This window comes from Stenotrophomonas sp. SKA14 (genome assembly GCF_000158575.1).
GTDB classification, from domain to species: domain Bacteria; phylum Pseudomonadota; class Gammaproteobacteria; order Xanthomonadales; family Xanthomonadaceae; genus Stenotrophomonas; species Stenotrophomonas forensis.
The window spans coordinates 143,315-162,455 of the sequence record NZ_DS999412.1 but is presented as its reverse complement, the minus strand read 5'-3'; the positions used below and the strand labels follow the sequence as shown (position 1 = coordinate 162,455).

Sequence of the window (19,141 nt, the reverse complement as noted above, 5' to 3'; positions counted from 1 at the left end):
GCCGGCTCTACCCCATTCAATGCCCAGCCCCGATAATCCTGCCGTGAGCACCGAACCCGATACCCTCGCCGCGGTCGAGACCGAAACCGCCCCCCTGCAGTTGCTGCACCTGGATGAGCGCCTGGCCGTGGTCAACAAGCCGGCCGGGTTGATGGTGCACGACAGCAAGCTGGCCCGTGGCGAAGACGATTTCCTGGCCGACCGCCTGCGCGAGCAGCTGGGCCGCCCGATCTTCCTGGTCCATCGCCTGGACCGGGCGACCAGTGGCTGCCTGCTGCTGGCCTTCGACCGCGATACCGCCAGCGCGCTGGGCAAGGCGCTGATGGGCGGCGAAGTGCTGAAGGACTACCTGACCGTGTGCCGGGGCTGGCCGGCCGAGCTCTCCTGGCAGGTCGACCATGATCTGGACGGCGGCCCGGGCAAGCCGGTGAAGAAGCCGGCGATCACCGATTTCCAGCGCTTGGCCACCGGCGAGCTGTCGGTGCCGATCGGCGAGTTCAGCAGTTCGCGCTATGCGTTGCTGCGCTGCCAGCCACAGACCGGGCGCTTCCGGCAGATCCGCCGGCACCTCAAGCACCTCTCGCACCACATGATCGGCGACACCAGCCACGGTGATGGCCGCCACAACCGCATCTTCCGCATGCAGGGCGTGCACCGCATGCTGCTGCACGCCGAGCGCCTGCGTTTCCCGCATCCCGACGGTGGCGTTGTGGATGTACGCGCGCCGCTGGACGCTGGGTTCCAGAAGGCGCTGGACCTGTTCGGCTGGCAGGTGGATACCGCTTGACGGTAGTGCCGGCCGCTGGCCGGCATCTGCCTGATCCCAACCGTACGAGATTGCCGGCCAGCGGCCGGCACTACCTCACTTTTTTTCCGGCTCGTTGACGATTGCTTCCAGGTCCTTCTGCAGGTCCGCGAACAGCGGCTGCATGCGCGCCTGGATCGCCACCATCACGTTCTGCATCAGCGCCGGGGTCTTGTCCAGCAGGCTCTGGCCGGCCGCGCTCTCGTAGAACTCGGCCATCGCCAGCACGTCTTCCTTGCTGAAGGTCTTCTTGTAGAGGTCCACGTACATCGGCCGCAGCTGCTGCCATGACAGGGCCTGGCGCAGGGTCTGGCTGGTCCGCGCCTGGATCCGCTTCAGCTGTTCCTGCTGCTGGGCGTTGAGCTGGCGCTGCGCGGCCACCTGCTGGAACTGCTGCTGCTGCATCGCTTCGATCTGCGGCAGCATGGTGTCGATCATGCTCTGCGCGCGGGAGGCCGAGAGCAGGCGGTTGATGTCGCCATCGGTCGGCGGCGCGGCCAGGGCCGGCACACTGGCCACGGCCAGCGCCAGCAGCAGGGCGGCGCGGCGCAGCAGGGACGGCAGGGCGGATGCGGTGCGGGTCATGCGGGCTTCCTGCGGTACATGGGACGGCCAGCATACCCGCAGCCAAGGCGAAGGCGGCGTGTTCGGTGCCTGATCGGCGGCATACGGTGCGCGATGCCGCACTGCGGGACGTGGCTGCCGCTACAATGCGCGGATGGGCAGTGGACCGGTCACCATCAGCGCGCAGCTTGAAATCCCCGACGGCGAGATCGTCGAGCGGTTCGTGCGCGCCAGTGGCGCCGGCGGGCAGAACGTCAACAAGGTCTCCACCGCGGTGGAACTGCGTTTCGACGTGGCCAACTCGCCCTCGTTGCCCGAGCCGTTGCGCACCCGCCTGCTGGCGCGGCGTGACCGGCGCATGACCGGCGAAGGCGTGCTGGTCATCGATGCGCAACGGTTCCGGACCCAGGATCGCAATCGCGAGGATGCGCGCGATCGGCTGGCGGCCTTCATCCAGGCCGGGCTGAGCGTGCCCAAACCGCGCAAGGCCACCAAGCCGACCCTCGGGTCGAAACTGCGTCGTCTGGACGCCAAACGCGGGCGCGCGCAGATCAAACGCGGGCGCTCATCACGTGACTGGGAGTGATTGCTTGAACAACCCGACTCCGTTGCTGCCGGCCGTGCCGCCGCAGATGCCGCAGGTCAAACCCAATGCCTTCCTGCGCTGGCTGGCGCGCTGCACCCTGCGCATGGGCGGCTGGAAGGTGACCGGCACCCTGCCTGACATTCCCCGGCTGGTGTTCATCATCGCGCCGCATTCGTCCAACTGGGACGGGCTGTGGGGCATGGCCGCCAAGATCGCGCTGGGCATGAAGGTGAAGGTGCTGGGCAAGGCCTCGCTGTTCTGGTGGCCGCTGGGTCCGCTGCTGCACAAGCTGGGGGTGATCCCGCTGGATCGCAGCTCGCCGCAGGGTACGGTGGGGCAGGCGGTGGACCTGCTGCGCAACAACGAGAAGATGTGGTTCGCGATCACGCCCGAGGGCACCCGCAAGGCAGTGAAGGACTGGAAGGCCGGTTTCCTGAAGATCGCGCGGATGGCCGACGTGCCGATCCTGGCCGCGTACTTCCACTATCCGGAAAAGACCATCGGCATCGGGCCGCTGTTCACGCCCAGTGGTGATGACGCCGCCGACATGGCCGCCATCCGCGAGTTCTACCGGCCCTGGATCGGCAAGACCCGCGGCACGGTCTGAGCCGGCCAGGCAGGCCCCGCATAGACGCCACGTCCGGCACATGCCGGGCGAGCGCGACAGGAGTAGGGTGGAGGGCTGGTATTCCATACCGTCTGCCCAAGGAGCGTTTTACATGTCGCGTACCGTAGTCCTGGCCGCCGCCATCAGCCTGGCGCTGGCGGCCTGTTCCGGCAAGGAGTCCACCCCCGTGTCCGAAGCCCAGAAGACCCCGGCCCAGCAGCCGGCCGAAGCCTCCACCAATCCGCTGCTGAGCGCCAGCACGCTGCCGTTCCAGGCGCCGCAGTTCGACAAGATCAAGGACAGCGACTACCTGCCGGCCTTCGAGGAAGGCATGCGCCAGCACCTGGCCGACGTGCGCAAGATTGCCGACAGCAGCGAACCGGCCACCTTCGACAACACCATCGTGGCGATGGAGCGCAGCGGCGAGACCCTGACCCGCGTGTCGCGCATCTTCTTCGGCCTGGTCCAGGCCGATACCAACGACGCGCGCCAGAAGATCCAGGAAGAGGTGGCGCCGAAGCTGGCCGCGCACCAGGACGAGATCAACCTCGATCCGAAGCTGTTCGCGCGCGTGAAGTCGATCTATGACCAGCGCGAAACGCTGGAGCTGGACCCGGTGCAGAAGCGCCTGGTCGAGCACTACTACGACGGCCTGGTGCGTGCCGGCGCGCAGCTGTCCGACGCCGACAAGGCATCGCTGCGTAAGCTCAACGTGGAAGAGACCACCCTCTCCACCCAGTTCCACACCCGCCTGGTGGCCGCCACCGCCGCGGCCGCCGTGGTCGTCGACGACAAGGCCAAGCTGGCCGGCCTGGACGAGGACGCGATCAACAACGCTGCGGCCGCCGCCAAGGACCGCAAGCTGGACGGCAAGTTCGTGCTGCCGCTGCAGAACACCACCCAGCAGCCGGTGCTTGGCTCGCTCAGCGACCGCGACCAGCGCGCGGCCGTGCTGAAGGCTTCGGAAACCCGTGCCGAGCGCGGCGATGCCAACGACACCCGGCAGACCGTGCAGCGCCTGGCCCAGCTGCGTGCGCAGAAGGCCAAGCTGCTCGGCTTCGATACCTTCGCCGACTACCAGCTGGGCGACCAGATGGCCAAGACCCCGGCCGCCGCGCTGAAGCTGCTGACCGACACCGTGCCGGCCGCCACCGCCAAGGCCCGCGCCGAAGCCGGCGAGATCCAGAAGGTGATCGACGCGCAGAAGGGTGGTTTCCAGGTCGCGGCGTCCGACTGGGACTTCTACGCCGAGCAGGTGCGCAAGGCCAAGTACGATCTGGACGAGTCGCAGATCAAGCCGTACTTCGAACTGGACAACGTGCTGCAGAACGGCGTCTTCTACGCCGCCACCCAGCTGTACGGCATCACGTTCAAGCCGCGTACCGACATTCCGACCTACAACCCGGACATGAAGGTGTACGAAGTGTTCGACAAGGACGGCACCTCGCTGGCCCTGTTCTACACCGACTACTTCAAGCGTGACAGCAAGTCCGGCGGCGCCTGGATGGACGTGTTCGTCGAACAGGACGGCCTGACCGGTGCCAAGCCGGTGGTCTACAACGTCTGCAACTTCACCAAGCCGGCCGCTGGCCAGCCTGCGCTGATCAGCTTCGACGACGTCACCACCATGTTCCATGAGTTCGGCCATGCACTGCACGGCATGTTCTCGAACGTGAAGTACCCGTCGATCGCCGGCACCGCTACCTCGCGCGACTTCGTCGAGTTCCCGTCGCAGTTCAACGAGCACTGGGCGCTTGACCCGAAGGTGTTCGCCAACTACGCCAAGCACTACAAGACCGGCGAGGCGATGCCGCAGGAACTGGTCGACAAGATCCTCAAGGCACGCAGCTTCAACCAGGGCTATGCGACCACCGAGTACCTGTCGGCCGCGCTGCTGGACCTGGCCTGGCACACGCAGAAGGCCGACGCGCCGCTGCAGGATGTCGGTGCCTTTGAAGCCAGCGCGCTGAAGAAGTTCAAGGTCGACCTGCCGCAGGTGCCGCCGCGCTACCGCACCACCTACTTCGACCACATCTGGGGCGGTGGCTACTCGGCCGGTTACTACGCCTACTTCTGGGCCGAAGTGCTGGACCACGACGCCTACCAGTGGTTCACCGAGCACGGTGGCCTGACCGCCGCCAACGGCCAGGAGTTCCGCGACAAGATCCTCTCGCGTGGCAACAGCGTGGAGCTGTCGACCCTGTACCGCGACTTCCGCGGCAAGGACCCGTCGGTGGAGCCGCTGCTGAAGTTCCGCGGCCTGAAGTAAGCAAGAAAGCGAAAACGGCGGGGGCAACCCCGCCGTTTTTCTCTTGCGTCGATGTCATCGATGAATTCTGCAGTTACCGCTCATCCACGCATGGCGTGGATCTACTGCAGATCGCAGGAATATGTCGAAGGTGGGGTGGGTCCGGTTGCGGGGGTATCCGCGCCATGGATGGCGCGGCTAAGCCTCCATGGACGGATTCACGGCGTCCCCCGCAAGCGGACCCACCCCGCCATCCCACGGAAATCCAGCCTTTGCTGTCGCTGTTGAGGTTGCCGGCCAGCGGCCGGCACTACCAGGTGCCGGCCGCTGGCCGGCCATCACGTGCCTACGTGCACACGATTGGCCTGTTCGGCCAACCCCAGGTGATCCAGCGCGATGTCCAGCGCCAGTACATAGCTCTGCGCGCCATACCCCGCAGCGATGCCCAGGCGCTGGCCGACGCCGGCCGGCAGGCACGGCTCGGCCACTGCACCGTCGTCATGCACTTCCACGTACGCGTTGTGCAGGTAGGGCAGCAGGCGCTGCAGGCGCAGGCTGTTGGCACATGCACCCGGGTCAAGCAGGGTCACCTCGCCGCGACTGTGGTCGGCCACGCGCAGGGCGTCCAGCAGTTCCTGTTCCGAACCACAGGCACGGATCGCCACGCTGGTGCCGGCGTCGATCGCACGATGTACCAGTGACTTCAGGACCGGTGCCGGCAGCGGCATCGCGGTGCGGATCAGGGCGCCGGCCGCTTCCGGGCCACGGATGATGAAGATCGACATGGCTCAGCCCTCCTGCGCCAGGCGGCGGCCAACGATGGCCAGCGACAACGGGTAACCGGCCTGCTGGCTGCGCTGGTCGACCACCACTGCGGCCGGGCCATGCTGCAGGCGCAGGCGTGCATCCAGGCCCGGCTCGCTGCGGGCCTGCAGCTCGATGTACTGCGCCGGCAGCCGCTCCAGTGCAGCCTGCAGCGCGCCACCTTCGGCCTGCCACTGCGCCTCGTCGGCGGTGCCGACATCCAGCAGCACCCAGTCGGCCGAGCGCGCCTGCGGCTGGCACAGGCACTGGCGCACTTCGGACAGGCTGGCGCAGTCGCTGCACAGCACGCGATGGCCGCTCAACTGCGCCGGCAGCTGCGGGCGCGGCGCCGACGGAGACGCGTGGCGAATCACCAGGAGGGTCATACAACACCTTGCGGAATGCGCCCTGTGGCGCGGTGGGCACACGATGCGCGCGCTGGCCGTAAAGGTGCGATGCCCGTCGCCGGGTCGGGGCGTAAAACCTGCGTAACCCATGTCCCGCGCTGCCGGGAACCTGCGACGCCTGCGTGTGGTCTGATACCGCTATCGACCACCCGGAGCCTGCCATGGATGCTGTTGCCCGCCCTCCCTTTTCCGAACGTGCGCTTGCCTGGTTGAAGAAGGAAGCATTGCCGCTGCTGGTGATGCTCGGCCTGCTGGCCGCCGCCCGCGATACCCTGGCCAACCACTACGTGGTGCCCAGTGGCTCGATGCAGCCGACCCTGCAGCCCGGCGACCGGGTGGTGGTGGACATGCGCGCCTATGGCCTGCGCCTGCCGTTCACTGGCAAGGAACTGATGGCGACCGGCAGCCCGCAGCGTGGCGAAGTGGCGGTGTTCGACTCGCCGGCCGATGGCACCCGTCTGATCAAGCGCGTGGCGGCGGTGGCCGGCGACCACGTGCAGCTGCATGAGGGCCATCTGAGCATCAACGGCCAGCCACTGCAGATCGCCGATCTGCAGGACGTGGAAGCCTTCGGCCAGCGCCGTGCCCGCCTCGATCTGGACATGGGCGGCGGCCCGGACATCGCCGATCTGGTGGTGCCGGCCGGCAAGGTGCTGGTGTTGGGTGACCACCGCGGCAACAGCTTTGATGGCCGCTTCTTCGGCTTCGTCGACGCCGACAAGCTCTATGGCCGCGCAGTGGCGGTGTACTACCGCCGCGGCGATGGGTTCGAGTGGCAGCGCCTGTAAGCTGAATTGATACTTCCTGTATATCAATCCTGACTCATCAGGTTATGGATCGACTGGATCAACGGGCCTAGTCTGGGGCCCGTTCCCTCCCACGCCCGGCCGCCCCACCGGCCCATCGATCCCATGACTGGCGAAACCGCGGCGGCCGTCGAACGCCGCTCCCACACTGTCGACGCCGCTGCCGAGACCCGTATCCAGCAGGGCACCCCGGCCTTCCGGCGTACCGCGCTGGCGCTGTTCCTGGCCGGTTTCTCCACCTTCGGACTGCTGTATACGGTGCAGCCGCTTCTGCCCGAGTTCAGCCGTCATTTCGGTGTGTCCGCTGCCGGCAGCGCGATGTCGCTGTCACTGACCACCGGCACCCTGGCGGTGGCGATGCTGCTGGCCGGGCTGCTGTCCGATGCAATCGGCCGCCGCCCGTTGATGATCGCCGCGCTGCTCGCGTCGGCCACCCTGTCGCTGTGCACCGCACTGGTGGACGACTGGGCCACGTTGCTGGTGCTGCGCACCCTGCTCGGCCTGGCGCTGAGCGGCGTACCGGCGGTGGCGATGACCTACCTGGTGGAGGAAATGGACAGCCGCGCACTGGGCCTGGCGATGGGCCTGTACATCGGTGGCAACGCCATCGGTGGCATGAGCGGCCGCCTGCTGGCCGGCATCATCGCCGACCATTGGGGCTGGCGCTGGGGCATCGGCGTGGTCTCGATCATTGCCATCGCCAGCACCGTGCTGCTGTGGCTGCAGCTGCCGCCGTCGCGGCATTTCCAGGCCCGCCGCGATGGCCTGCGCCAGCTGCCCTCGCGCTGGCGCGCGCTGTTCGCCGACCCGGGCCTGCCGTGGCTGTTCGCCACCTCGTTCGTGTTGATGGGCGTGTTCGTCACCCTCTACAACTACCTGGGTTACCACCTGCTGGCGCCGCCGTACCACCTCAGCCAGACCGTGGTCGGGCTGATCTTCAGCGTCTATCTGGTCGGCACCTTCAGCTCGGCGTGGATGGGACAGCAGGCCACGCGCTACGGGCGCGGCCGCATCCTGTCGATCTCGTTCGCACTGATCGGCGCCGGCATCGCACTGCTGGCGATGCCGTGGCTGAGCACGATGGCACTGGGCATCGCACTGGTCACGTTCGGCTTCTTCGGTGGCCACTCGGTGGCCAGCAGTTGGGTCGGCAGCCGCGCCGGCACGATGCGCGCCGAAGCCTCCGCGTTGTACCTGTTTGCCTATTACCTGGGGTCGAGCGTGCTGGGCGGGGTGGGCGGCCTGGCCTACGCGGCCTGGGACTGGCGGGGCGTCTGCCTGTTCGCTGCCGCGTTGACCCTGGTCGGCGGTGGTATCGTCTGGGCGCTGCAGCAACGCGCTCCGCAGCCGGTGACGGCGTGATCCAACGCGTACGGTAGTGCCGGCCGCTGGCCGGCAATTCCATATGGGTCCGCATGCCGGCCAGCGGCCGGCACTACCGGTGGGCTGCACGCTTACCCTTCCGCGAACGCTTCACGCAGCAGCGTGGCGAAGTTGCGGATCAATGGCGTCACGCCTTCGCGGCGCCATGCCAGCTGCACTTCCGAATGCGCACCGGCATCGGCCAGCGCCACGAAGCGCGCGCCTTCCACGCGGATGTGATCGCACGACGACGGCAGGATCGCCGCGCCAAGGCCGGCCGCGGCCAGGCTGATCAGCGTTGAGGCTTCACCGGCCTCCTGCACGATGCGCGGCGTGAAGCCCGCCGCCGCACACAACGCGATCATGTGGTCGTGGATACCTGCACCGGCACTGCGCCGGAACGCCACGAACGGTTCCTGCGCGAAGTCGCGCAGCGACAGCGTGCCCTGCGCCGAGAGCCTGTGCAGGGCAGGGTGGCCGGCATGCACGATCAACGCCAGCGGATCGACGAACAGGCTGTGCGCCACCAGTTCCGGTGGCAATGTGCGTTTGCGGATGATGCCCACGTCCAGGCTGCCGTCGAGCAGCGCATCGATCTGCTGCAGGGTGTTCATCTCGCTCAGCTGCAACCGCACCTGCGGATACTGCTGGCGGTAATGCAGGATCGAGCGCGGAATCTGCGGTGACAGCGGCGTGGCCCGGGTCAGCCCGATATGCAGCTCGCCCTGCTCGCCGCGCTGTGCGCGCTGCACCTCATCCACCGCCGCTTCCACCTGCTGCACGATGGCCCGCGCCCGTTCCTGCAGCAGCTGCCCGGCGGGCGTCAGCTGCACGCGGCGATGGCTGCGCACGAACAGGCGCGCCCCGATCAGTTCCTCCAGCTGGCGGATCTGCTGGCTGAGCGGGGGCTGCGACATGCCCAACCGCTCCGCCGCCTGGCCGAAGTGCAGCGTATCGGCAACGGCGAGGAAGTAACGCAGGTGGCGCAGTTCGATGGACATGGGCCCAGTCTAGCCAGCCTGATGCCTTCTTTGCCGTCTTCTTCGATCGGTTTCCCGTGAGTCGAGCATGGCTCGACGCTACAAAAGCATCCACGCATGGCGTGGATCTACTGGCCGCCGGCCAGCAACCCCGTGTCGACCAAGGTCGACACCCACCAGAGCAATCTGCCGTTCCGACAGATCGCGGAGAACTGTCGAAGGCGGGGTGGGTCCGGTGGCGGGGGTGTCCGCGGCATGGATGCCGCGGCCAAGCCCCCAGGGACGGGTTTACGGCGTCCCCCGCAACCGGATCCACCCCGCCAACCCACGGAACCGCGGCTTTTGACGTTGACGTTGACGTTGCTTCGGCAGGTGCAGGGCGCAGCCCTGCCGAACACCCCTCACCGTTCCGAATGCCCGCTTTGGTCGTAATCGCGCGGACTGAACAACTCCGGTTGGATCAGCTCGATGAACGCCCGCGCCTGCGCCGACAACGCCTTGCCCCGCCGCACGATCACCCCGTAGCTGCGCTCCGGGAACCAGCGCTTCATCGAGCGCGCCGCCAGCCGCTCGTGATCGGCTTCGTTCAGGCACAGCGCCGGCACGATGGAAATGCCCATGCCCATCGCCACGTACTGCTTGATCACCTCCCAGCCACCCACCTCCAGCGCCACGGTGTAGGCGATGCGGTGGCGCTGGAACACCTGGTCGACCAGGCGGTAGGTGATCTGCCGCTTCGGTGGCAGCACCAGCGGATGGCGCGCGATGTCGGCCAGCTCCAGTTCGCCGCCACTGGCCAGCGGATGGTCGTGCGGGGCGATCAGCACCTGCTCGAAGCGGTAGGCCGGCGCATAGGTCAGGTCGGCCGGCACATCGGTCATAGAGCCGATCGCCAGGTCGGCGGCATCCTCGCGCAGCAGGTCGGTGCCATCGGCGCTGATCGCGTTGTGCAGGGTCAGGCGCACGTCCGGGTGGTGCAGGCGGAAGCGTTCGACGATCTTCGGCAGCAGGTACAGGATGGTCGAACTGTTGGCGGCGATGTTCAGCTCGCCTGCGTCCAGCCCGCGCACCTTGTCGCGGAAGCGGGCCTCCAGCCCATCCAGGTTCTCCACCAGCGGCTGCGCCATTTCATACAGCAGCTGGCCCTCGCGGCTGGGCACCAGGCGCCGCCCGCTGCGCTCGAACAGCGGCACCCCCAACTCCCGCTCCAGCGCCTGCAACTGCAGGCTGATCGCCGGCTGGCTGACGAAAAGTGCCTCAGCCGCCCGTGAGACCGAACCCAGGCGCACCGTCTGGCAGAACGCGCGCAGTGGTTTCAACCGGTCAGATTTGTAGGAAAAACGCGGACTTGGCGGGGGGCGTGTGGTCATCGCGTCACAAGTATTAGCACAATTTATGTAGAACATTGCAAAAACTGTTTTGCCAAATACTCAGCCCCGGCGGCACCGTGGAGACGTTCCCCCACTGCTGGAGTCGCCTCATGTGCGCCGTCGCTTCCGCTGTTCCCACCCCCGCTGCCAAGGCCACCCCCGGCATCGCCCTGGCGACCCGCGTGGCTGGCCAGGACACCGTGCTGCCGGCGCCGCTGCTGGCCCTGCTGGTGTCGCTGCACCGCGCGGTGGAACCGGGCCGGCAGGCACGGCTGCAGGCGCGACGCGAACGCCAGGCGTTCTTCGACCAGGGCGGCCTGCCGGATTTCCGCGAAGACACCGCCGCGATCCGCAGCGGCGACTGGACCGTCGCGCCGCTGCCGGACGCATTGCAGGACCGCCGCGTCGAGATCACCGGCCCGACCGATCCGAAGATGGTCATCAACGCGCTGAACTCCGGCGCCAAGGTGTTCATGGCCGACTTCGAGGATTCGACCTCGCCGACCTGGCGCAACCTGCTGGCCGGGCAGCAGTCGCTGGCCGCCGCCGTGCGTGGGGACCTGGAATACACCGCACCCAATGGAAAGCACTACCGCCTGCGCCCGTACGACGAACAGGCGGTGCTGATCGTGCGCCCGCGTGGCTGGCATCTGGACGAAAAGCACGTGGCCATCGATGGCCAGCCGCTGGCCGGTGGCCTGTTCGATGCGGCGGTGTTCGCGTTCCACAATGCGCGCGCGCTGCAGGCCAAGGACCGCGGCCCGTACTTCTACCTGCCCAAGCTGCAGAGCATGGAAGAGGCGGCGCTGTGGGAGACCGCGCTGTCGCACATCGAGGGCATGCTCGGCCTGCCGCACGGCCAGATCAAGGTGACCGTGCTGATCGAAACGCTGCCGGCGGTGTTCGAGATGGACGAGATCCTGCACGCGCTGCGCGACCGCATCGTCGGCCTGAACTGCGGGCGCTGGGACTACATCTTCTCGTACCTGAAGACCTTCCGCCGCCACGCCGACCGCGTGCTGCCCGAACGCGGCCAGGTGACCATGACCCAGCCGTTCCTGAAGGCGTATTCGGAACTGCTGATCCAGACCTGCCACCGCCGCGGTGCGCATGCGATGGGCGGCATGGCCGCGCAGATCCCGATCAACAACGATGCGGCCGCCAACGAACAGGCGATGGCCCGCGTGCGCGCCGACAAGCTGCGCGAAGTCAGCGCCGGCCACGACGGCACCTGGGTCGCACACCCGGCGCTGATCCCGGTGGCGATGGCGATCTTCGACGAGCACATGCCAACCCCGAACCAGCACAACGTGCTGCGCCAGGATGTGCGTGTCGGCCGCGACGAACTGATCGCGCGGCCGCCGGGCACCATCACCCGCGCCGGCTTCGAAGGCAACGTGGAAGTCTGCGTGCGCTACCTGGCGGCATGGCTGGATGGCAACGGCTGCGTGCCGATCCATCACCTGATGGAGGACGCGGCCACCGCCGAGATCAGCCGCAGCCAGCTGTGGCAGTGGCTGCACACGCCGGGCCAGCAGCTGGACGACGGCACCGCCATCGACCTGGCCCTGCTCGACGCCACGCTGGCGCAGCTGCCGGCGCGGCTGGGCGATACCGCCGCGCTGCCCGGTGGCGCACGCATTTCCGAGGCCATCGCCCTGCTGGGCGAACTGAGCCGCAGCAATGAACTGACCGATTTCCTGACCCTGCCGGCCTACGCACGCATCGACTGATCGAGCGCCCGTGTTCCGCCGCCGCTTCCCTCCCCGCTGCACGCACGAACCGAACTGGAGAAAGACATGAGCAAGCTGCCCACTGCCGAACAGATCCAGCACGACTGGGATACCAACCCGCGCTGGGAAGGCATCCAGCGCAACTACAGCGCCGCCGACGTGGTGCGCCTGCGTGGCACCGTGCACATCGAGCATTCGCTGGCCCGCCTGGGCGCGGAAAAGCTGTGGGCATCGCTGCATGAGCGCGAATTCGTCAACGCGCTGGGTGCGCTGACCGGCAACCAGGCCATGCAGCAGGTCAAGGCGGGCCTGAAGGCGATCTACCTGTCCGGCTGGCAGGTGGCGGCCGACGCCAACCTGGCGGGGCAGATGTACCCGGACCAGTCGCTGTACCCGGCCGACTCGGTGCCGGCAGTGGTCAAGCGCATCAACAACACCCTGCTGCGCGCGGACCAGCTGCACCACGCCGAAGGCAAGGACGACATCGATTTCCTGCAGCCGATCGTGGCCGACGCCGAAGCCGGTTTCGGCGGCGTGCTCAACGCCTTCGAACTGATGAAGGCGATGATCGAGGCCGGTGCCGCCGGCGTGCACTTCGAAGACCAGCTGGCCTCGGTGAAGAAGTGCGGCCACATGGGCGGCAAGGTGCTGGTACCGACCCGCGAGGCGATTGAAAAGCTCAACGCCGCGCGCCTGGCTGCCGATGTGCTGGGCGTGCCGACCCTGCTGGTGGCGCGTACCGATGCCGAAGCCGCCGATCTGCTGACCAGCGACATCGACGGCAACGACAAGCCCTTCGCCACCGGCGAGCGCACCGTGGAAGGCTTCTACAAGACCCGCAATGGCCTGGACCAGGCGATCAGCCGCGGCCTGGCCTACGCACCCTACGCCGACCTGGTGTGGTGCGAGACCGGCAAGCCAGACCTGGAGTTCGCGCGCAAGTTTGCCGAGGCGATCCATGCGAAGTTCCCGGGCAAGCTGCTGGCCTACAACTGCTCGCCCAGCTTCAACTGGAAGAAGAACCTGGACGACGCGACCATTGCGAAGTTCCAGCGTGAACTGGGCAGCTATGGCTACAAGTTCCAGTTCATCACCCTGGCCGGTTTCCACGCGCTGAACTACGGCATGTTCAATCTGGCCCACGGCTATGCGCGTCGCCAGATGAGCGCCTTCGTGGAGCTGCAGGAAGCGGAGTTCGAAGCGGCCGAGCGTGGCTTCACCGCGGTCAAGCACCAGCGCGAGGTCGGCACGGGCTACTTCGATGCGGTGACCCAGGCGATCCAGCAGGGCCAGTCGTCGACCACTGCGTTGACCGGTTCGACCGAGGAAGAGCAGTTCCACGGCGGCCGCAGCGAGCGCGCGGCGTAATGCGGTAGGGCGTCAGAACGATCAGGGTGGCCAGGGAAGGGCCAGGCAACGCCGGCCGGTCGGGGGACCTGCCGGCGTTGTTGTATCGGTAGAACAGCGGTGAACGCGGACAGCGTCAATCCGGCGCACCCCCAGCGCGGAAACTTGGCCGAAACCCTGTGAAGACGGCCATCGGATTGATCCGGCAGGACTTTTGGCCAGGTGAAGGTGACCAGAACGGGCCACCACGCATCTTCACATCGGACAAGCGCGCCGGAAGGTTCAAAATGAGATAGGGCGCACACTTTAAAGCGATGCTATGCTCCGCGGCTCACCAGGGGACGCTGGCGGCGGGTGCAGGGAATGACCGGCAGGGGTGCGGCCGAGAACAGTGATGTGACGTCAGGTATCGCCCGGGTGGCGATGGCCGAGATCGTGCACGCGCTGTTGTCCGATGCCGAGGTGACATTGTTCGCCAGATTCGCCCGCCCATGCAAGCTTCATGCCGGACAGTGGCTGTTCCAGCGGGGCCACCGTGGCGAACGCATGTATGTGATCCTCGAAGGCCAGATCGAACTGGACTTCGGCGAAGACCTGGTGATCAAGACCCTCGGCCAACATGAGTTCTTCGGCGAACTGGGCCTGCTGGTGGGCGACCACCTGCGCAGTGCCAGCGCCCGTGCCCTGGCCGACTGTGAAGTGCTGGAACTGGGACCGTCCGATTTCCATCGCCTGGTCGAATCCGATCCCGGCCTGGTCGCCTACTTCCTGCGCCGCACGATCATGCGTGTGCTGACCAACGAACAGGCCCTGATCAGCCAGCTGCGCCGGCGCAACCATGATCTGGAAACCGCGCTGGACAACCTGTACATCACCACCCATCAGTTGACCCACACGCGCGAGCTGGTGCGTACCGATGAACTGACCGGGCTGCACAATCGCCGCGGTCTGACCCTGTACCTGCAGGAATGCCGCACCGAGCAGGAAGGGTTGCCGCAGGCCTTGCTGCTGATCGACTGCGATCGCTTCAAGCAGATCAATGACCGCCATGGCCACCAGGCAGGCGACCGCGTGCTGCAGAGCATGGGCAACATCCTGCGCTCGATGGCCGGTGAGCAGGACCTGGCCTGCAGGCTCGGCGGCGACGAGTTCTGCCTGATCCTGCGCCGCGGCAACCACGAAATCGTGCAGCACGCGGCCGAGTTCATTCTGAGTGCGGTGCATGGCCTGCTGGAACGCAGCCATGGCACGCCGCACGTGAGCCTGGTCAGCATCGGCGCCAGCCTGCTGGCGCCGGATGCCGGCTGGAGCGAATGGTATGCCAGCGCCGATCGCGCGCTGTACCAGGCCAAGCGCGATGGCGGCAATTGCCTGCGCTGGGTGGATGATCCGGACGGCCCATAGGGAGAGGCAGGCAATGAATGGCGACAACGGAACGTCAGCCCCGCATAGCCCCCAGCTACGCGCCCTGTTGTTCACCGATCTGTGTGATTCGCTGCAGCTGGTCGAGCGGATCGGCGATGTGGCGGCCGCGAGCCTGTTCCAGGAACATGATCGGTTGGTGCTGGTGCTGCAGCAGCGCTGGAACGGCCAGCTGATCGATCGCTCCGACGGATTGTTCATGCTGTTCGAGCGCGCCATCGATGCGTTGGGCTTCGCCCTGGACTACCAGCGCGAACTGCATGCGCTGGGCCAGCAGCGCTCGATTGAACTGCGTGCGCGTGCCGGCCTGCATGTGGGCGACGTGCTGACCTGGGACAACAGCCCCGAAGCGGTCCGCGCCGGCGCCAAGTCGATGGAAGTGGAAGGCCTGGCCAAGCCGATGGCGGCGCGCCTGATGATGCTTGCACGCCCGGGCCAGATCCTGTTGTCGGCCGTGGCCGAATCGCTGACCCACCGCGCGACCGATGCGCTCGGCGAGCGAGGCGCGCGCCTGCTGTGGAAGTCGCACGGGCGCTGGCGCTTCAAGGGTGTGCCGGTGGTGCAGGAAGTGATCGAAGTGGGCGAGATCGGGTCGGCGCCGCTGCGCATGCCGCGCTCCAATGCCAAGGCGCGTCGCGATCTTCCCCTGTGGCGGCAGCCCGTGGTGCTGGCCGCCGAAGGCCTGGTGCTGGCGGTGCTGGTGCTGGGTGGCTGGCTGCTGCTGCGCCCGGAACCGGCGATCGCCTTCGCCGAGCGCGACTGGGTGGTGCTGGCCGATGTCGACAACCTGACCGGTGACCCGATCTTCGACGAGTCGATGCGGCACGCGATTCTGATCGCGCTGGAACAGTCGCGGTACGTGAACGTGTTGTCCGAAGGCAAGATCCGCGAAAGCCTGGAGATGGCCCGGCTGTCCAGTGACTCGCGGATGACCCGCAACACGGCCGTGGAAATCGCCATGCGCGAAGGTGCGCGTGCGGTGCTGCTGCCCAATGTGCGGCAGCAGACCGGTGGCTACCTGCTGGGCATCGATGTGGTCGAGCCACGCAGCGGCCAGCTGGTGACCAGCTTCACGGCAACGGCCGATCGCTCCGATCAGCTGGTGTTCGCGGTGGACGACGTGGTTGGACGCCTGCGTCGCGGATTGGGTGAGTCCGTCGCCAGCCTTGAGCAGTCGCTGCCCCTGCCGCGGGCGTCGACCCGCGATCTGCGTGCGCTGCGGGCCTTTGCCCTGGCCGAGAACGCGCTGGGCCAACGTCGCTTCGAAGAAGCGCGCAATCTCTACCAGGCCGCGATCGACATCGATCCCGGTTTTGCGCTGGCCTACATGGGGCTGGCCAAGCTGCTGGCACGCACCGCACAGGTCCAGCAGGCGCGCGAGGCATTGGAGCATGCACTGGCCCAGCAACAGCGCCTGCCCGCACGCGAGCGCCTGTACCTGAAGGGCTGGCAGGCCGAGCTGGAGCCCGGCGGCTGGCCGCTGGAGCAGTGGCGTGCACTGGCCAAGATCTATCCGGATTCGTTTGCCGGACTGTCCAATACGTCGTGGGGGCTGCTGCAGGACAATCGCTTCACCGAGGCGCTGCCCTATGCGCGCGCGGCGACGGTGCCGCAGGATCCATTGCGTTTGTATCCGATGATCCACCTGGCGCGGGCGCAGCTGGGCCTTGGCCAGCCACAGCAGGCGATGCAGACCCTGCATCAGGCACAGATGCTGCGCGGCAATGACGAGGCCGACGACCTTGATGTGGACGTCCTGATCGCCCAGGGCCAGCCGGCACAGGCACGGCAGGTGCTGATGCGATTGCCCAGGGGAGACGACCTGCAACAGCGCATGCGCCTGCGTGCCCACCTGCTGGTGGCTGCCGAGCAGCGCGATTGCACAGCCATGCATTCAGCGATTGCGATGGACGGTCCGGCGCCGGAGCTGATCGACTACCAGATCCATCGACGGCTGCAGCACGCTACGGTGACCACGCTGTGCACGGCCGGGGACGTGAAGGAACTTGAATCCATCGCGGCGATGCTGCGGCCCCTGCTCCGCGACAACGACGACTCCGCCGTGGGAAGCCGCAGCCTGCAGTTGCTGGCGCTGGCTTACCTGGCCCAGCGGCAGGGCCAGCATGTGCTCGCCGCAGAGTGGCTGCATGACCACGGCGAGCTGCTGGAGGGGCAACGCAGCCCGGTGGTGGGCAAGTGGCTCCGCGTGGTGCGGGCCATGGCCGAACTGGGTCGGCAACGGCCGCAGGCGGCACGCGATCTGCTCGAGACTGCGCTGGATGGCAGCGAACCGGTGCAGGCCCATGTGGTGCTGTTGCAGGCATTGCGTGCACAGCAGGACGCCGCCGGCGTGCGCCGCGAGCAGCAATGGCTGGCCCGGCACCACGGCCAGGCCATTGCTGAAGTCGCTTCGATGCAGGTCTGGCAGCCCTTGAACGTGCACGACATCGCCATGGCGGCGATGTCGCCGCCATCGTCGCACTGAAGTAGGCTCAGGCGTTGACGCGCTCGTCGATGCGGTCGGCTTCGAAACAGAACACCACCGTCATCGAGGCAGTCGAGGTGCTCAGGTACGCATGCAGCGAATCGCGCGTGCGGCGCAGCTCTTCGACCGACGCCAGGGTACCGATCTTCATGCAGTCGTTTTCGCTGACAGCGCGGTCCAGGCCGATCGAGGCCAGCGCCTGGGCCGGCGAAGCGGTGAAGCGGCTGCGGAAGTCGTCGTTGTCGATCAGGTGGTCCAGCAGGATGCTGGCGTCGTCGGCGGAAAGGCGGGGATGGGTGCTCATGGGGATCGTCCGTAGGTGGAGTTTCTCGTATCGGCCGCGACAGCCTCCCATTGAGGGCCGTGGCGCGTTCATCGCTAAAGTTGGCCGCGCTGCGGTCGCTGCTGCTATGCCGGTTGTGCGGCAGAAGGAAGGAAACCCATGCGCCTGCGCCGCTGCGCCAGCCTGATGTTCGAACCCCGCGAGTCGGTCACCCTGGACCTGCGCGCGATGCTGGCCGGCCACGCCGAGATGGACAGCCAGATCAGCTGGGTGGCCCTGGCCGCCCATCTGGACCAGCCCCTGCCGGTGGATGCAGAGGAGCGCCAGTTGCTGGGCGAGCTCAGCGCGCACCGCTGGAGCGAGCCACCGGCCGACGCCTCGCCGGCCATGCTGGCGCGCCTGGTTGAACTGGGCCTGCTGCTGACCGACCCGCCCAGCGAGGTGGGGCACCAGCTGCGTGATGAGGCGCTGCGGCGCAGCCAGTGGTGGCCGCTGGCCGCGCTGGCCCATCGCCACGCGCGTTGGCAGGCCGTGGACAGCGTGGAGGACATGCGCCGGCAGGGGCTGGACACCGCCGCTGGCCTGCGCCAGCGGCTGGGGCCGCCACCGCCGGTGGTGCAGCCGATGCAGGGCGATTACCAGCCGCTGCCGCGCAGCGACGAAGCCGCGTTCGACGCACTGCTGGCGCGGCGGACCACCTGCCGCAACTTCGACCCGCAGCGCCCGTTGCCGCTGCCGCTGCTGGCCCAGGTGCTGCAGCGCACGCTGATGGCGCACGCGGTGCAGAAGGTCGAGCGCGATACCGAGTTCCTGAAGAAGAACGTACCCTCCGGTGGTGGCCTGCATCCCACCGAGGGCTTCCTGCTGGTGCAGAACGTGGAGGGGCTGGCACCGGGCCTGTACCACTACCATCCCGTGCAGCACGCCGTGCTGCCCCTGCCTTCACCGCCGCCGCCGTCGCTGCCTGCGCTGGCGCGACGGATGCTGTCCGGGCAGGAGTGGTTTGCCGATGCACCGGCGCTGCTGGTGCTGGCACCGCGTTATGACCGCTGCTTCTGGAAGTACCGCAACCATGCCAAGGCGCATCGTGCGGTGACGCTGGATGTCGGCCATATCTCGCAGCTGCTGTACCTGTGCGCGACCGAGCGCGGGCTGGCCGCGTTCGTGACCGCGGCCATCAACGATGCCGATGTCGATCGGGCGTTCGGTTTCGATGGCATCGGCCAGAGCGCGATGGCCATCTGTGGCCTGGGCTGGCGCAGCGCCACGCTGGACACGGCGGAATTCGATCCCGCCGGGCGCGTGTTGGCGGGCGACGACCGCTGAGCGGTC

Annotated in this window: 17 protein-coding genes; 11 read left to right on the top strand and 6 right to left on the bottom strand. The window is 67.4% G+C overall.

Features of this window, described 5'->3' with window-relative positions; genetic code table 11:
• Positions 1 to 43: 43 nt before the first annotated feature.
• Complete coding sequence (locus SSKA14_RS00865) at positions 44 to 787, top strand: pseudouridine synthase (protein ID WP_008268610.1); 744 nt, start codon at positions 44 to 46, stop codon at positions 785 to 787.
• A gap of 75 nt (positions 788 to 862) precedes the next feature.
• On the opposite strand, the gene SSKA14_RS00860 is transcribed toward SSKA14_RS00865, so the two are convergent.
• Entirely contained in the window at positions 863 to 1,390 is a 528-nt protein-coding gene (locus SSKA14_RS00860; RefSeq protein WP_040006663.1) for a DUF2059 domain-containing protein, read from the bottom strand.
• 133 nt (positions 1,391 to 1,523) lie between these two features.
• Between SSKA14_RS00860 and arfB the strand changes: the two genes are divergently transcribed.
• The 3 genes from arfB to dcp all read left to right on the top strand — a co-directional run bounded on the left by arfB (position 1,524) and on the right by dcp (position 4,831).
• Positions 1,524 to 1,955 (top strand): alternative ribosome rescue aminoacyl-tRNA hydrolase ArfB, encoded by a 432-nt coding sequence (gene arfB / locus SSKA14_RS00855; RefSeq protein ID WP_004153612.1) that lies wholly within the window; start codon positions 1,524 to 1,526, stop codon positions 1,953 to 1,955.
• 4 nt (positions 1,956 to 1,959) lie between these two features.
• Positions 1,960 to 2,562: a lysophospholipid acyltransferase family protein gene (locus SSKA14_RS00850; protein ID WP_008266991.1), complete on the top strand. Its 603-nt coding sequence runs from the start codon at positions 1,960 to 1,962 to the stop codon at positions 2,560 to 2,562.
• A gap of 112 nt (positions 2,563 to 2,674) precedes the next feature.
• Positions 2,675 to 4,831, top strand: coding sequence for a peptidyl-dipeptidase Dcp (gene dcp, locus SSKA14_RS00845; protein ID WP_008266515.1), 2,157 nt, complete (start codon positions 2,675 to 2,677; stop codon positions 4,829 to 4,831).
• Positions 4,832 to 5,148: 317 nt separating this feature from the next.
• On the opposite strand, the gene SSKA14_RS00840 is transcribed toward dcp, so the two are convergent.
• Together SSKA14_RS00840 and SSKA14_RS00835 are read right to left on the bottom strand one after the other, a co-directional pair.
• Positions 5,149 to 5,595: a 3-dehydroquinate dehydratase gene (locus SSKA14_RS00840; RefSeq protein WP_004153636.1), complete on the bottom strand. Its 447-nt coding sequence runs from the start codon at positions 5,593 to 5,595 to the stop codon at positions 5,149 to 5,151.
• Between the two features lie 3 nt (positions 5,596 to 5,598).
• Positions 5,599 to 6,000 carry a hypothetical protein gene (locus SSKA14_RS00835; RefSeq protein ID WP_008267294.1) on the bottom strand — a complete coding sequence of 134 codons (402 nt, stop codon included), beginning with the start codon at positions 5,998 to 6,000 and terminating at the stop codon, positions 5,599 to 5,601.
• 182 nt (positions 6,001 to 6,182) lie between these two features.
• Between SSKA14_RS00835 and lepB the strand changes: the two genes are divergently transcribed.
• Together lepB and SSKA14_RS00825 are read left to right on the top strand one after the other, a co-directional pair.
• Positions 6,183 to 6,809, top strand: a complete 627-nt coding sequence (lepB, locus tag SSKA14_RS00830) for a signal peptidase I (RefSeq protein WP_008265066.1) — start codon at positions 6,183 to 6,185, stop codon at positions 6,807 to 6,809.
• Positions 6,810 to 6,932: 123 nt separating this feature from the next.
• Entirely contained in the window at positions 6,933 to 8,189 is a 1,257-nt protein-coding gene (locus SSKA14_RS00825) for an MFS transporter (protein ID WP_008268807.1), read from the top strand.
• Between the two features lie 92 nt (positions 8,190 to 8,281).
• Here SSKA14_RS00825 and SSKA14_RS00820 read toward each other — a convergent pair whose 3' ends face one another.
• The gene (locus tag SSKA14_RS00820) at positions 8,282 to 9,190 is read right to left on the bottom strand and encodes a LysR family transcriptional regulator (protein WP_008266265.1); all 909 of its coding nucleotides are present in this window, start codon (positions 9,188 to 9,190) and stop codon (positions 8,282 to 8,284) included.
• A 380-nt stretch (positions 9,191 to 9,570) separates the two neighbouring features.
• A complete protein-coding gene (locus SSKA14_RS00815) occupies positions 9,571 to 10,539 on the bottom strand; it encodes a LysR family transcriptional regulator (RefSeq protein WP_040006656.1) in 969 nt (322 codons plus the stop codon).
• 110 nt (positions 10,540 to 10,649) lie between these two features.
• Here SSKA14_RS00815 and aceB point away from each other — a divergent pair, with 110 nt between their 5' ends.
• The 4 genes from aceB to SSKA14_RS00795 all read left to right on the top strand — a co-directional run bounded on the left by aceB (position 10,650) and on the right by SSKA14_RS00795 (position 17,526).
• Complete coding sequence (gene aceB / locus SSKA14_RS00810; RefSeq protein ID WP_008267817.1) at positions 10,650 to 12,272, top strand: malate synthase A; 1,623 nt, start codon at positions 10,650 to 10,652, stop codon at positions 12,270 to 12,272.
• 66 nt (positions 12,273 to 12,338) lie between these two features.
• Entirely contained in the window at positions 12,339 to 13,640 is a 1,302-nt protein-coding gene (gene aceA, locus SSKA14_RS00805) for an isocitrate lyase (RefSeq protein ID WP_004153647.1), read from the top strand.
• A gap of 342 nt (positions 13,641 to 13,982) precedes the next feature.
• On the top strand, positions 13,983 to 15,023 hold the full coding sequence (locus SSKA14_RS00800; protein ID WP_008266626.1) for a GGDEF domain-containing protein: 1,041 nt from the start codon (positions 13,983 to 13,985) through the stop codon (positions 15,021 to 15,023).
• 13 nt (positions 15,024 to 15,036) lie between these two features.
• Positions 15,037 to 17,526 carry a putative peptide modification system cyclase gene (locus tag SSKA14_RS00795; RefSeq protein ID WP_040006654.1) on the top strand — a complete coding sequence of 830 codons (2,490 nt, stop codon included), beginning with the start codon at positions 15,037 to 15,039 and terminating at the stop codon, positions 17,524 to 17,526.
• A 7-nt stretch (positions 17,527 to 17,533) separates the two neighbouring features.
• On the opposite strand, the gene SSKA14_RS00790 is transcribed toward SSKA14_RS00795, so the two are convergent.
• Entirely contained in the window at positions 17,534 to 17,830 is a 297-nt protein-coding gene (locus SSKA14_RS00790) for an NHLP-related RiPP peptide (RefSeq protein ID WP_008266594.1), read from the bottom strand.
• A 138-nt stretch (positions 17,831 to 17,968) separates the two neighbouring features.
• Between SSKA14_RS00790 and SSKA14_RS00785 the strand changes: the two genes are divergently transcribed.
• On the top strand, positions 17,969 to 19,135 hold the full coding sequence (locus tag SSKA14_RS00785) for a putative peptide maturation dehydrogenase (RefSeq protein ID WP_008264703.1): 1,167 nt from the start codon (positions 17,969 to 17,971) through the stop codon (positions 19,133 to 19,135).
• Positions 19,136 to 19,141: the final 6 nt, after the last annotated feature.